Annotated in this window: 15 protein-coding genes; 1 reads left to right on the forward strand and 14 read right to left on the reverse strand. The window is 43.3% G+C overall.

Going from position 1 to position 13,878, the window contains the following annotated elements:
• Window positions 1-3: 3 nt before the first annotated feature.
• From BO225_RS04765 to truB, 13 genes are read right to left on the reverse strand one after another with little or no spacing between them, the layout of a single operon-like run.
• Window positions 4-906, reverse strand: a complete 903-nt coding sequence (locus BO225_RS04765; protein WP_076341128.1) for a tyrosine-type recombinase/integrase — start codon at window positions 904-906, stop codon at window positions 4-6.
• Window positions 903-1,589, reverse strand: coding sequence for a tRNA1(Val) (adenine(37)-N6)-methyltransferase (locus tag BO225_RS04770; protein WP_076341129.1), 687 nt, complete (start codon window positions 1,587-1,589; stop codon window positions 903-905). The genes BO225_RS04765 and BO225_RS04770 overlap by 4 nt, the downstream gene beginning before the upstream one ends.
• Entirely contained in the window at window positions 1,576-2,769 is a 1,194-nt protein-coding gene (dinB, locus tag BO225_RS04775) for a DNA polymerase IV (RefSeq protein ID WP_076341130.1), read from the reverse strand. The genes BO225_RS04770 and dinB overlap by 14 nt, the downstream gene beginning before the upstream one ends.
• Entirely contained in the window at window positions 2,762-4,405 is a 1,644-nt protein-coding gene (recN, locus tag BO225_RS04780) for a DNA repair protein RecN (RefSeq protein ID WP_076341131.1), read from the reverse strand. Before recN ends, dinB begins: the two co-directional genes overlap by 8 nt.
• Window positions 4,406-4,409: 4 nt before the next feature.
• Complete coding sequence (locus BO225_RS04785) at window positions 4,410-5,135, reverse strand: TlyA family RNA methyltransferase (protein ID WP_233120289.1); 726 nt, start codon at window positions 5,133-5,135, stop codon at window positions 4,410-4,412.
• Window positions 5,095-6,978: a 1-deoxy-D-xylulose-5-phosphate synthase gene (gene dxs / locus BO225_RS04790; RefSeq protein WP_076341132.1), complete on the reverse strand. Its 1,884-nt coding sequence runs from the start codon at window positions 6,976-6,978 to the stop codon at window positions 5,095-5,097. Before dxs ends, BO225_RS04785 begins: the two co-directional genes overlap by 41 nt.
• A gap of 13 nt (window positions 6,979-6,991) precedes the next feature.
• Window positions 6,992-7,831, reverse strand: a complete 840-nt coding sequence (locus BO225_RS04795; RefSeq protein ID WP_076341133.1) for a polyprenyl synthetase family protein — start codon at window positions 7,829-7,831, stop codon at window positions 6,992-6,994.
• Window positions 7,818-8,030 carry an exodeoxyribonuclease VII small subunit gene (gene xseB / locus BO225_RS04800; RefSeq protein ID WP_076341134.1) on the reverse strand — a complete coding sequence of 71 codons (213 nt, stop codon included), beginning with the start codon at window positions 8,028-8,030 and terminating at the stop codon, window positions 7,818-7,820. The genes BO225_RS04795 and xseB overlap by 14 nt, the downstream gene beginning before the upstream one ends.
• The gene (gene xseA, locus BO225_RS04805; RefSeq protein ID WP_076341135.1) at window positions 8,023-9,363 is read right to left on the reverse strand and encodes an exodeoxyribonuclease VII large subunit; all 1,341 of its coding nucleotides are present in this window, start codon (window positions 9,361-9,363) and stop codon (window positions 8,023-8,025) included. Before xseA ends, xseB begins: the two co-directional genes overlap by 8 nt.
• Window positions 9,360-9,752, reverse strand: a complete 393-nt coding sequence (gene nusB / locus BO225_RS04810; RefSeq protein ID WP_076341136.1) for a transcription antitermination factor NusB — start codon at window positions 9,750-9,752, stop codon at window positions 9,360-9,362. The genes xseA and nusB overlap by 4 nt, the downstream gene beginning before the upstream one ends.
• A 48-nt stretch (window positions 9,753-9,800) precedes the next feature.
• Window positions 9,801-10,130, reverse strand: a complete 330-nt coding sequence (locus BO225_RS04815) for an Asp23/Gls24 family envelope stress response protein (RefSeq protein ID WP_076341137.1) — start codon at window positions 10,128-10,130, stop codon at window positions 9,801-9,803.
• Window positions 10,131-10,155: 25 nt separating this feature from the next.
• On the reverse strand, window positions 10,156-11,112 hold the full coding sequence (ribF, locus tag BO225_RS04820; protein ID WP_076341138.1) for a riboflavin biosynthesis protein RibF: 957 nt from the start codon (window positions 11,110-11,112) through the stop codon (window positions 10,156-10,158).
• Window positions 11,112-11,936 carry a tRNA pseudouridine(55) synthase TruB gene (gene truB, locus BO225_RS04825; RefSeq protein WP_076341139.1) on the reverse strand — a complete coding sequence of 275 codons (825 nt, stop codon included), beginning with the start codon at window positions 11,934-11,936 and terminating at the stop codon, window positions 11,112-11,114. Before truB ends, ribF begins: the two co-directional genes overlap by 1 nt.
• An 84-nt stretch (window positions 11,937-12,020) precedes the next feature.
• Here truB and BO225_RS04830 point away from each other — a divergent pair, with 84 nt between their 5' ends.
• The gene (locus BO225_RS04830; RefSeq protein ID WP_076341140.1) at window positions 12,021-12,764 is read left to right on the forward strand and encodes a tRNA 2-thiocytidine biosynthesis TtcA family protein; all 744 of its coding nucleotides are present in this window, start codon (window positions 12,021-12,023) and stop codon (window positions 12,762-12,764) included.
• Between the two features lie 17 nt (window positions 12,765-12,781).
• Here BO225_RS04830 and BO225_RS04835 read toward each other — a convergent pair whose 3' ends face one another.
• The gene (locus BO225_RS04835) at window positions 12,782-13,369 is read right to left on the reverse strand and encodes an HD domain-containing protein (protein WP_419185471.1); all 588 of its coding nucleotides are present in this window, start codon (window positions 13,367-13,369) and stop codon (window positions 12,782-12,784) included.
• Window positions 13,370-13,878 lie beyond the last annotated feature (509 nt).

Raw genomic sequence — 13,878 nt, forward strand, 5'->3', positions numbered from 1 at the left:
TATTCATTCTCCTTCCTTGTCTAAGTCTGGAAAATAGGAATCATACGCACGACTTAGACGCTCGTTTTGAATATGCGTATAGATTTGTGTCGTTCGAATATCGCTATGCCCTAAAAGCTCCTGAACACTTCTGAGATCCGCGTTTCCATCTAGAAGATGGCTCGCGAACGAATGCCGGAAACTATGAGCCGAAATACGAGGATCAAAACCGAGCTCGATCACTTTGCGCTTGATCATAGAATGAACAAATTGCCTAGTGATCGCTTTCCCTTTCGGATTCACCAATAAGAGTGAGCTATTTGACGTATTCCATATCGAACGGCATTGCTTTAAATATAAACCAAGCTGCTCCTTGCAAGCAAGAGCCATCGGAACGATCCTCTCCTTGTCTCCTTTTCCATGCTTGACCAATACGATCCTTTCCTGCAGACGGATATCGTTGACCTGCAGCGCACAAAGCTCTGATACACGCAATCCGCAGCTATACAACATAAGAAGAATCGTTTTCTCATAGATCCCCTCCAAATCAGAAGGAAAAGAATCGAGAAGCATTTTGATCTGCTCCACGCTTAAATAGACCGGCAAATGCTTCGAAGCAGAAAAGCCTTTATAGCTCCGCGTAGGATTTGGCAAAGAAGCATCCTCCAAAGAAGCTTGTTTATGAAATGAGCGGATCGAACTGAGCGCTCTCGAACAGCTCGCTTTGGCATGATTTCGCTGGTACTGATCAAAAAACGCGTCCAGATCCAAGATCGAGATCTCTTCGATCTTCGTCTTTCCTCGCTCTAAAAGAAAAGAAGTATACGCTTGAAGATCGCTCATATACGCTTCGACTGTCTTGATCGATTTGTTTTCTACCGCTTTTAAGTAGATTTCAAAGCTTTCTAACGCTTCTTCGATTCTCATATCCACACGCTTTCTTGAACGATCGCCTTCGTATTTCCCTCTTTGATGAATTCCACAAGCAGCGCTTTGGCTTGATGATCCCGCGAATCAAAAGCGAGCTGCATCCGTTTTAAAGAAAGCGAATGCTTCATCCCTAAGGACAAGATCTCTTGGATCCGATCCGGACGATGGACCAAATAAAACCGGCCCTTTGATTTCAAAAGACGGCTCGCATGAAAGATCCAGTCTTCCAGTCCTCCATTAAACTCGAAGCGGCCAAGCGTTCTATGGTTGATCTTCGTATTCGGATGCAGCTCCTTCATTTCAAAAAAAGGAGGATTGCTGATGACGACATCCACAAGAGCATGCTCGACTTCTTGTATCGGAGATAGGATCAGCTCTACGGGAGCTTCGATCCAGCGATCCGCATTGATTTGAGCGATCTGTAAAGGTTGTGCAAGGCGATCCACCCCGATCAAACGCTTCGGCTTGAATTGATCGGCATATACTAAAAGCACGCCATTATTACAGCCAATCTCGAGCACGCTTTCTCCTTTTTTGATCTGCATGAACTGAGCCAATAGTCGAGTATCTGTATTGAAACGAAAATGCGCCGGGTGCTGATACACAAGAATATTTTTAGAAATGAAATAATCAAGGGCGAGCTCGACACCATCAACAACTGGCCTTTCATTTGGGTTCATCGCTTCTATCCACTCCTTTTTCTTTTCGCTTCAAAAGATCGGAAGCGCTCATAAATACATGGCCTGGCATCGCTTTATTGAGTTGGATCAATATATCCTGCGTTGTGTTGATCGGCTTTTCAAATATCGTCGGCTGCTCTACGATAGCCGATTCATTTTTTAAAGAGCCAACGCTAATGCCAATGTGCCGATAGCCGACCTCCTCGAAATTCTCTTCGACAAGGGCTTGGATCGTTTCATAAATGAGAGCGAAATCATTTGTGTCTTGTTTTAAGGTGATCGAGCGCATTTGATTGTGAAACTCTGTATCTCGAAGAACAAGCGAGATCAAACGCCCTTTTTGATGCTTCCGCTTCATCCGAAGCGAAAGCTCTTGGGCTAACTCACGTGCACGCATTAGCACTTCTTCTTCTGTAAAAAGATCTACGGGATATGTCTTGGAGAGCGATACGCTTTTATGGCTTGTTGAAAAATTCAGTTTCGCGCTCGATAGACCTCGCGCCTTTTGGATCAAAGAGTATCCATTTTTTCCTAAAAGACGCATGATCTTGTTTTCATTTTCAGGATCCGCGATATCTTTGATCAGATGAATTCCATTTTTTTCTAAAAGCGGCACACTTTTTTTTCCGATCCCGATCATTTTATCGATCGTAAGCGGCCAAAGCTTGTTTGGGATCTCGGATTTCCGGATCACCGTGATCCCATTGGGCTTTCTCATATCGCTTGCCATCTTGGCTAAAAATCGATTGGGGGCGACGCCGATCGAGCAGGTCAGACCCGTTTCTTCTTTGAGTCCTTGTTGAATCTGGACCGCCATATCCAAAGGTCGTTTATATTTTTTGATTTCTTCGCTCACATCCAAAAAACATTCATCGATCGAAACCGGTTCAAGTTTATCGCTGTAACGACGCAGGTAATTAAAAAACGCATTAGAAAGCGAACGATAATACGGATAGTCGCCAGGAATGATGATCAACTCGGGACACTTTTCTTTCGCCATGAAGACAGGCATAGCCGAATGGACTCCATATTCTCTTGCGATATAATTGGCTGTCGATAAAACACCTCTCGAAGATAGCGAGCCGATCGCGATCGGTTTTCCTTTATACTCAGGATGCCGGATCTCTTCCGCGCTGGCAAAAAAAGCGTTCAGATCGATATGAAAAAGCACTTTAGCCATTTTGAACCGACCTTCTAAGCTCCTTCATACTTTGAATCCCGCTTTCACTCGCCTCTCCATTGGCCATTGTGGCGAGCTCGATCAAGCGCTCGTTTTCATCGATCGCTTTGATCTGGGTCGTGGTTTTTTCATCTTCCTGCACTTTTTTTACAAGATAGTGGGTATCGGCCCAAACTGCGACCGAAGCCAAATGGGTTATACATAAAACTTGATGTTCTTTCGCGATCGTGTGCATTTTATTTCCCATAGCCAACGCGACTTTTCCAGAAACACCTGTGTCGATCTCATCGAAAATGATCGTGTCGATTCCTTCGCGGGTCTGGAAGACCGTTTTTAGTGCAAGCATGAGACGCGACAATTCTCCGCCGCTCGCGGATTGTTTTAGAGTGGAAAAAGGTTGTCCAGGATTCATAGAGACCATGAAATGGATCGCGTCGATCCCATTTTTTGAAGCTTTTTTCTCTTCTCGATCGATTCTGAATCGCGCGTTGGAAAGCATAAGATCTTGGCAATGCGCTTCGATTTCATGGCTTAGCTTCTCGAACACGCTTTGTCTTTTTTGAGATAAGGCTTGCGCGAGAATATCGTATTGTTTTTTGGCCTGCGTATAGTTGGCTTCTAGTTTTTCGAACAGATCCTGCCGATGGATGATCCGGTCGATCTTTTCTTCGAATTCGACTTCCTTTTCTTTGAACGTTCGATAGCTGCCTCCATATTTTCGAAACAGCTTTTTGATCTTGTATTCGCGTTCTTGCAGCTGATCGAGATCATCCCCTTCGTGAAGGATGTCCTCTTTCTTTTCGCTTAATTGTTCGCTTAGAGCTTGAAGCTGATAATAATGATTTTGTAGCTGATCGGCTTGCTCATCAAAAGAGCCGTTTTTATGAAGCTGTTTGTAACTCGAATATAAGCCATCTAAAATCCCATTGTCTTTCGTTAGGGTATAGATCGTTTCAGAGAGATCCTCAATGTTCTGCTGGCTTTTTGAGAGTTCTTTGATCTTGTCTTGAAGCGTTTCGAGCTCCCCTTCTTCGATCGCCGCGTTTTGAATCTCATTGAGCGCGTTGGTCAAGTATTCCAGCTCATCATCGGAATACGTTTCATTTTTCGCTTTTTCAAGTTCTTTTTCATGACGATGCATTACTTGATACGCTTGCGCTGTTTCTTCCAGCTCCTTTTTTGTACCGGCGTATTGATCCAGCATTTCGAGTTGAACATCTTCATCCATGAGCTGGATCGTATCCATTTGAGAGTGAATATCGATCAGTTTAGAAACAACTTTTTTTAAAAAAGAGAGGGTGGCGACTTGCTGATTGATCCTTACGCTCCCTTTTCCTTGAGCGCTCATGCTTCTTTGAATGATCACTAAGCCATCTTCGACATCATATCCGTTTTCTTCGAGCAGAGTCAGCACTTCTTGATTATCGGTCTCGATCACCATCTGCAGTGTCGCTTTTTCTTTATTTTGACGAACGACAGATTGGGTCATCCTTCCACCTGCCAAGTATGTGATCGCGTCGATCAAAAGCGATTTACCAGCTCCTGTTTCTCCAGTGATCACAGTCATATCGTTTTTAAAATCCACTAAAGCATGATCGAATAAAATATAATCTTTGACCATGAGTTGTTCTATCATTGTCTCACCTCTTTCCTTTAGCATAAAGAAGCGCTTCTAAATTGCCGCTTCTTCCTTCGATCGGCGAATCGATCGCCTTTACGGTTATGAAGTATTGCTTTAAATATTGAATTGAATCTTGAATGATCTTTTCTCTCAGCTTTTTATTTTTGAGCACGCCTTTTTTATTGAGAGCGGCTGGTCCGCATTCAAATTGCGGTTTGATCAAGATCACCATCGTCTCTAGATGTGGCCAAGGAAGCGATAAAACGTGATCTAAGATCGTTTTGGAAGAGATAAAGCTGACATCCATACAAATAAAATCGATCGACTCCTCAAAATCGGATAGCTGGATCTCTCTTGCGTTGCAGCCCTCTTTCTTGATCAAGCGAGAATCTTCTTCAAGACTTGGATCGAGCTGCAGATGCCCCACATCCAAGGCGTAAACTTTTCGAGCGCCTTGTTCAAGACAAACTTGGCTAAATCCACCTGTGCTCGCTCCAATGTCCAATACACATTGATTCTTTAGGTCGATGTGAAAGTGGTGGATCGCCGCAAGCAGTTTATAGGCGGCTCGAGAAACGTATTGATGAATTTCTTGATAGGTGATGCGATCTGTATCTTCGACTTGATAGGCGCATTTTGTGATTTTTTTACCGTTGACAAAGACGCGACCATCTTTGATCGCGTCTTGCGCTTTGGTTCGTGTTTTATAGTGATCGATCGCTGCTTGATCGAGGCGCATGCTCATAGTGTTCCAACTCCTTAAATACAGATTCCATGTCGATCCCTTCTTCTTTTCGAAGGATACGGATCGAACCATGATCTACAAAATGATCGCCGATCCCGATGATCTTGATCCGCTCGTCGTATTTACTCATGAATTCTAAGATCGCGCTAGAAAGACCGCCAGCCTTGATATCTGTTTCATAAATTATGATCGGCAGCTTCTCTTTGATCAGCGTATCGAGCAGCTTGGTATCGAGAGGCTTGAAGAACCGGGCGTTGACGACCATAAGGCCGATCGAGTTTTCTTTGGCCTTCTGGATAATCCGATCGACATCCGGCCCATATGTGATCAGGATCGTTTCTGGCATCCCTACGATATGGCATGTCCAGCTGCCGATCTTGATCCGTTCAAACTCTTCGTTTTTCTGATAAGGAATCGTTCCTCTTGGATATCGAATACAGAATGGCGCGTTTGTCATGAAAGCCGTATATAATAAGTTCTGTGCTTCTTTGGCATCTTTTGGCTGCGATAAGATCAAGTTGGGAATGCTTCTTAAAAACGCGATATCAAAGACACCTTGATGTGTCGCTCCATCATCGCCTACTAAACCTGCCCGGTCGATCCCGATCACGACCGGAAGATCCATACGCGCGACATCGTGATTGATCTGATCATACGCTCTTTGTAAAAAAGAAGAGTAGATCGATAAAAATGGATGCAGACCGCCTTGGGCCATACCAGCTGCCATCGTCATCGCATGTTCTTCCGCGATCCCGCAATCAAAAAAACGATCAGGGAATAAGCGTGCGAATTCGAGCAGCTTGCTGCCATTGGCCATGGCAGGAGTGATCGCGACGATTTCAGGGTGCTTGAACGCTAAACGAATGAGCGTTTTCGAGATCACTTCCGACCAGCTCAGTTCATCTGTGCATAGTTTGATCAAAGACTGTCCCGTTTTTGGATCGAAGGGCGAGACTCCATGCCATTTTCCTAGTTTATCTTGTTCTGCAAAAGGATATCCTTTCCCTTTTTTGGTTACGACATGAACGACGATCGGACCATCGTGCTCTTTGGCTGTTTCCAAAACCTTGATCAAAGCTTTTATATCATGCCCATCGACAGGTCCGAGATAATCGAGTCCAAATTCCTTGAATAATGGAGCTTTCACTAGGTTTTCTTTCAAAGAGTCGCGAATATGGGTCAATGAATTCAAAACGTTGAGCCCGGTCTTTGAATGGTTGAGATTTGTTTTTACATCTTTTTTTACTGTTCGATAAAGAGGCGAAGAACGTAAGTTCGTGATCCGCTTTTCAACGGCGCCATGGTTTTTAGAGATCGACATCGCGTTGTCGTTGAATATGATAATCATTTTTTTATGGAGCGCTCCAATATCGTTGAGGGCTTCTAAAGCCATTCCACCTGTTAGAGCTCCATCTCCGATCACGCTGATGACTTCGTAATGTTCGCCTTTGAGATCGCGGGCGATCGCCATACCTAATCCTGCTGAAAGCGAAGTGGATGAGTGTCCCGCTTCCCAGCAATCGTGCTCGCTTTCTTTGCGTTTTTGAAAACCGGAAAGTCCATTCTTTTTCCGAAGCGTAGCGAACTTATGCGCTCTTCCTGTCAAGATCTTATGAACATAGCTTTGATGGCCGACATCAAAGATCATTTTATCCGTAGGCGAGTCAAAGACATAATGCATCGCTAAAGTCAGTTCGACGATCCCGAGATTGCTTGATAGATGTCCGCCAGTCTGCGAGATCGACCGGATAAGGAATTCGCGGATATCCGTCGCAAACTCTCTTAGTTCTTTGACAGACATTGATTTGATCTGTTCTGGTGAACGTATATCTTCTACCCGCATAAATTCCTCCTTTTCAATGGGTCCTAGTTTCTAAAGCGGCGATCAATTTTTTTAGCGCGCCAAAATCGCCATGCAGCTTTGAAAGAAGTTCATGGATCGATTTTGTATAAGCTGCTTCAAGCTCTTTGGCTTTTTCTAGCGTAAGCAAAGAGACGACCGTCGCTTTTTCGTTTTCAGCATCGCTCAGCGATTTTCCCATAGATTCTTCATTGCTTGTCGCATCTAAAATATCGTCTTGGATCTGAAATTGAATCCCGATCGCTTCACCGAGCTCATTCATGATCTTGCGATCTTCTGGATGGTTCGCGATCAAAGCGGCCGCGGCCAAGGGGAGCGCGATCAGCTTTCCTGTTTTGTATAAGTCGACCTCGATCAATTTTTCAAGAGTTGGATCGGGATCGCTTTCTTCTTGGATATCGAGGCATTGTCCATAGATCATTCCATCGCATCCTGCATATTGAGAAAGAGCCTGGATCAGCTCGACTTGAATAGAAGGATCTACTTTGCTCAAGCTCGCGGTATAAAACGCTTTGGTCAATAACCCATCCCCTGCCAAAATCGCGCTCGCTTCAGAGAATTGTTTATGACACGTTGGTTTCCCTCGCCTTAGATCGTCATCATCCATGGCGGGAAGATCGTCGTGGATCAAAGAATAGGTGTGGATCATTTCGATCGCGGCCGCCATAGGATAGCCAAGTTTCGGGTCGATCCCATACCCTTCGAGTGCCAACAGCAAAAGTTGTGGACGCACCCGTTTTCCTCCTGCGAACAATGAATACTGCATCGCTTCCAATACCGTAGAAGGAATATCGTCTTGAAAGAGCGAATGCAAATAAGCATCAAAGCGATCCATTATTTTCTCCTTCGTTGATGAGCAAGGTGTTCATCTTTGTCTCAAAGCTCTTGAGCTGTTCTTCGCATTGTTTGGAGAGCTTCAAGCCTTCTTCAAAAAGCTTCATCGCTTCTTCGAGTTCAAGTTTCGATGAATTGAGTTGATTGACGATTTCATCTAACCGATCCATCGCTTCTTGAAATGTATATTGTTTAGACATTGTTGTATTCCTTTCCAAAGACCTTTGCTTTCAGTTTACCATCACCCATGAGAATATCAATCGTTTCATCTTCGTGTACATCTTGAACCGATAAAACGAGGCTTCCTTCTTTTTCGACGATCGAATACCCGCGGGCTAGCACTTTCAGCGGAGAAAAAGCATCCAAGAGCGCTTCCTTGCTGGAAAGGAGGTTTCTTTGGGTACGATCATAATCCTTCATCTGCGCTATGAGCTGCAGAACGGTTTGTTCTAGCGTTTGTTTTTTTAAGCGAATCGTATTCTGGGGCGAATATAAAAGAAGATTTTGCGCCAGGATCGTGAGCTGTTTGGCCCTCTGGTCCATGACTCTTTTAAGCGTATGATCTAAAAGCTGTAGAGCATGTGAAAGACGGATCTTTTTTTGTTCGACCCATTGAAGCGGATCTAAAAAAAAGGGATTCGATTGGATATTCACGAGATGCATCTGGGCGTTGGAAAGACGATCCTGCATTCGTTGGATCAAAATCGCTCTTTCTTGACTCAATCTGTTGAGCATATCGTATTGATCAAGAGTCACGAATTGAGCGGCCGCTGTAGGTGTAGCGACTCTTTGGTCGGAAGCAAGCTCGGCTAATGTCGTATCGACTTCATGGCCTGTTCCGCAAACGATGTATGTTTTCAGTCCATAGATCGTTTTTACGAGTTCGACATCGTTAAAGCAAAAAAGATCTTCGAAGCTTCCGCCTCCTCGCACCAAAAGCAAAGCATCATGTCCGTTTTGATCGGCTCTTTTCAAAGCCTGAATCAAGGAAGAGGGCGCATTGATGCCTTGCGTTAAGGCCGGATAGAGCGTCAGTTTAGCCATTGGCCATCGTTTTTGGATCGTAGAAAGCACATCTTGCAGAGCGGCGCCTTCTTTGGCGGTGATGATCGCTATATCGTTGATCCAGCTTGGTTTGGGTTTTTTATGCGCAAGAGCGAAGTAGCCTTCTTGTTCGAGTTTTTGTTTTCGCGCTTCAAATTCTTGATAAAGCTTGCCGATCCCATGCATCCGGATCTCTTTGACGTAAAGCTGGAGCGAGCCTCTTGCTTCATAAATGTTGACATTGGCTAGAACCAAGATCTGCATGCCTTCTTCCAATGCGAAATTCATGCGCCCAACAGCGGAAGCGAACATCACGCAGCTCATTTCTCCGCCATGATCCTTCAGCGAAAAATAATAATGGCCGCTTCGATGTTTCGTCAGATTGCTGACTTCTCCGCGGATCCAGATTCCATCAAGTACGACCGTGCTGGTGACGATCTGTTTGATCCGGGTCAATAAGGCGGATACAGCGACGACTTTAATGCTCATAGCTGATCAAGGATCCCGTTGATCATCTTATAAGAATCATCGTCACAATATTTTTTAGCGATTGTGATCGCTTCATTGATGACAACTGGTTTTGGTGTATCGAGCGCCAAGATTTCTTGCGCTGAGACAAGCAGGATCGCTTGTTCGATCAAAGAAAGTCGATCGAAGCTCCAATCCTTTCTTAAAAGCGGCTGGATCTTTTCGATATATTGTTTTTCATGTTCAACGGTACCGATCGTCAATTCGTAGAGATAGCCATCGATATTATTGCTTTTGGTGGCTTCGAAAACGCATTTTCGGATGTCCTTTCCTAAAAGCAGATGCTGATAGACGCATTTCATTGCTAAGATCCGCATCTTGTGACGATTGAGTGTTTTTTCTTCCGACATATTAACCTCCCTATGCGAAAAAAGGAAATCCGCGATTCCCGAGATTTCCTAAAAAATAAACCCTACGACATCGATCTGAATGTTTTCTGGTTTGTAATCTGTCATGTATGAGATACTCTCGTAAACTTTATTTTGAAGCGCAGCACAGACATCTGTCACATTGGCTGTATAGACCACCTTGACAGGAATGCTCAAAAAGAGCTTATTTTGATCGATCCGAGTCTGGATCCCATTTTTGAATGGTTTGTTGGATTCTGCCAATTGGATATCCTTCACCTCATCGATCACATTGGCTGCGATCGTCGAGAAGACGCCTTTATATAAGAAAATATTTCCAAGATCGTCTTTCGAATTCAGTTGTATAAAATCTTTTGCCATATTTATCACCTTTTTTCTTTTCCCATTATAACAAATTTATTACAGAGGACCAATCCTGAATGCTTTTTTTCGCTAGAATTTGACGGGTCGTTTCTATATCTTGCTTGAGTTGGGTCTTGAGCGCTTCGATCGAATCAAACTTATGCTCTGGTCGGATCTTTTGAACAAAAAGAAAGGAGACTTTCTTGCCATACAAGTCTTGATCAAAATCGAGCACATGGGCTTCGATGGATTTGTGCGTGTTTCCAAAGGTCGGATTAAAGCCAATGTTGATCATAGCCGGATAATAGCTGTTTTTCAGTTTCATATAACCGGCATATACGCCGATCGCTGGCAGTGTAAACAGAGAGTCGGGTTCTAGATTGGCTGTTGGAATGTTTAAGATCTTGCTTCCTCTTTGAAATCCATGGCGTATCGTCCCATCGATCGAATACATATAGCCTAAAGACGCGTTGGCTTCTTCGATCCGTCCTGCCTCGATCTCTTTTTCGATCTTGGAGGAAGAGATCTTTTCAATTTGATCTTCCATGAGTGGATCGATCGCGATGATCTCGATCCTTTCTTGCGCTTTGAGCGTATGGATCGAGCCTGAGTTATGAGAAGCGTAATGAAAATCCGTCCCGCAAACGAGCGCTTGAACATGCATATCGAACAAGAGTTCATGAAAATCCTCATAGGTCAGAGCGGCGAATTCTTTTGTGAAATGCATAATATAGAGGATATCGATCCCGGCTTCCTGAAACATGGCTTCTCTTTTTTCGATCGGAGTGAGATGGTCCATTTCTTCATCGGGATGAAAAAGTGTCCATGGATCGGGATCGAACAAGATCGCTCCCGATGGCAAATGTTTCTTTCTTGCTTCTTCCAGTGTGGTCTTCAGCAAGAGCTGATGTCCTTTATGAAGTCCATCAAAAAAGCCAATACAGCAAACGGTCTTTGGCAGATCGGGTATTTTCGTAAATTCAATAGAATAGATTTGCATCACCATAGCCCCCTTTTGCTTTTGAACAGATTTCCTTCTTCTCTTTCATAGATTGCTAACGCTTTTTGCTCTTGATCTACAAGGCAGATGCGATCCTTTTCGCTATCTAGCATTATCGGCTTGCCGTTTTTGATCGCCGAAAGATCCGGATATCGAATAAAAGGATATTGATCCAAAGCCATTTCCAATGGATAGAGGGTGTGTCGCTCTTGATCGAGACTTTCAGCTTGTTCGAGCTGAAAACGCCCTACCTTTGTTCGAACGAGGCTGGCCATGGCGCCTAGATTGTTTGTTTTTTGCGCGATATCGCGGCAGATTGATCGAATATAGGTGCCAGAAGAACATGAAACTTGAAAGATCAAGTGTTTTTCGTCGAGCACTTTGGTCGCATAGATCTCGATATTGGCATAGACATCCGGCACTTCTTTGCCTTCTCGTTGATAATCCATTAGTTTTTTGCCTTGGATCTTTTTGGCGGATGTCTTCGGAACAAGTTGGTGCTGTTTGCCTTCCATGGAGCGTAATAAAGCTTGCAGATCCTGAATTGGTTGGATCGGTTGTTCTTTTTCTTTCTCGCCCCAGATGTCATCGGTCGAATATTGAGCGCCTAATTGCAGTTGGGCGATATATTCTTTATCGGTATCCTCTAAAAACTGGAGGATCTTGCAAGCTTTGCCGCATAAAACAACGAGAACCCCGCTTGCGTTTGGGTCGAGTGTTCCTGTGTGGCCAAACTTTTTTTGTTTATATTTTTTTCGCAGGAAAGCGATCACGTCATGACTTGTCATTCCTGCGGGTTTATTGATTACAATAATTCCGTCCATACTATCACCGAATCAATTGTACAAAAATGTATCTTCATGCACAACCGATGTCATCGGTTTCTTTCTTCATGTATAATACTGGTCATGAAGATTCAAAATATATTACGTCAGATCCGAAAAGCGGATCAAGATTTTAATTTGATCGAGGATGGCGACAAGATAGCCATCGCTCTTTCGGGTGGCAAAGACAGTATGCTTTTGTTCGTGTCTTTGAAGATGTATCAAAATTTCAAAGGTAAGAATTTTGATTTGATCGGGATCCATGTGGATGTTGGTTTTGAAGAATTCGAGCACGAGCTCATGAAAGAGTTTGCGAGGCAATATGATCTTGAACTCTATATCGAGAAGACCAAGATCTTTTCGATCCTCTCTTTAGAGAAAAATCAAAAAAACGGCAAGATCCAATGTTCTTTATGTTCGACTTTAAAAAAAGGGGTCTTGTTTGAAAAAGCGAAAGAATATGGATGCAATAAGATCGCTTTGGGTCATCATGGGGATGATGCGATCGAGACTTTGTTGCTCAATATGATCCATGGTTCTAAGATCGCCACATTTTCTCCCAAACAATATATGTCGAGGATGGATATGGATATGATCCGTCCCATGGTGTATTTGAAAGAAGAAGAGATCGTCGAAGCATGCAAAGCCAATCAGATCCCGAGCGTTCGGCGTGTTTGTCCCAATGATGGCTATACACAGCGTCAAGAAGCCAAAGAGCTCATGGAAAAATTTTATAAATTGTATCCGATGGCGCACGATAACTTCTTGAATTCACTAAGCAACGAAGAACAAGTCTCCTTATGGAACAAAGACCTGCGATCAAAATGATGCTGGTCTTTGTTTTTTTATTTAACTTGGTCCAAAAAATAGGTTGCTTCCATATCTGCGGTGCTCAAGGCAAAGGAGAGCGGGTAATGTTCAAAGCTGTATCCGACATTGTTTTTGGGATCGTCGTTGGAAAAACCCATATGATAGCGGATCGCGAACGCTTCTTCCCTTGTCAAATGGAAGTAGCTCTGCAAAATATAGACCGATTTTTCACCATGACCGAATGGAAGCTTGTCTTCGAATTCATAATAAGGGACTTGGATCCATTTGTCGTTGACTTTTTTATTCCTCGTGCTTTCTTTGTAGACATTGATCTTGCATATATCGTGGAGTAAAGCGACGATCGCGATCGTCTCATCGGTATAATTCATTTTATACACGTCTTTAACTTGTTCCCGGTCTAGATACGCTTTCAAGCATTCATAGACATGTAAGCTATGTTCGCACAATCCACCTTTATAATTCCCATGAAAACGGGTCGAGGCGGGCGCTTCAAAGAAATCAGAGTGCGCGGAGCATAAATAGTCCAAAAACTTGTCCGCCCCTTCACGTTTGATCTTTTCTTTATAGATTTGAATGAATTTTTCTTTATTGTCCATGTTCATAGTGTACCATAGAACGGTTTTCGCAAAAAGAAAAGACTGCTATAAAAAAGCAGCCTTTGTTTTCATATCGCCCAAGAACGAGACTTTTCCCTGTATATACAGGTGGGTAAACTGTGTTAAGTATTAGGATCCCCACACGTAGCGGGTCTTCAACACAACTTATCAACGTCCGTTTTCCCTTATCTCAACTTGTAGGAAAAATAAAATCCTTGGGCACATCTATAATACAAAAACTATTCCTCGAATGCAACTTATACACCGTAATTCATTGTTTCGAACAAGTTTTGAAAGGAGATTTGAAGTTTGTTATAATTCGGATATGGATACAAAACTCATTAAATTTTTCAACGGGAGTTTTACAGTTTGCAAAAACATAAGCCCCTTTTTCTTAAAATGTCCCATATAATATCAATCTCTTTTTCTTCTGGATACTTATTTGCTTTTTTTTCTCCTCTTTCGTGACAATGTCCTCTCATTGTCGCTTTTTTATTGTCAAATCATTGGTCATT

Origin of the sequence: Dubosiella newyorkensis (genome assembly GCF_001945605.1) — a bacterium.
GTDB classification, from domain to species: domain Bacteria; phylum Bacillota_I; class Bacilli_A; order Erysipelotrichales; family Erysipelotrichaceae; genus Dubosiella; species Dubosiella newyorkensis.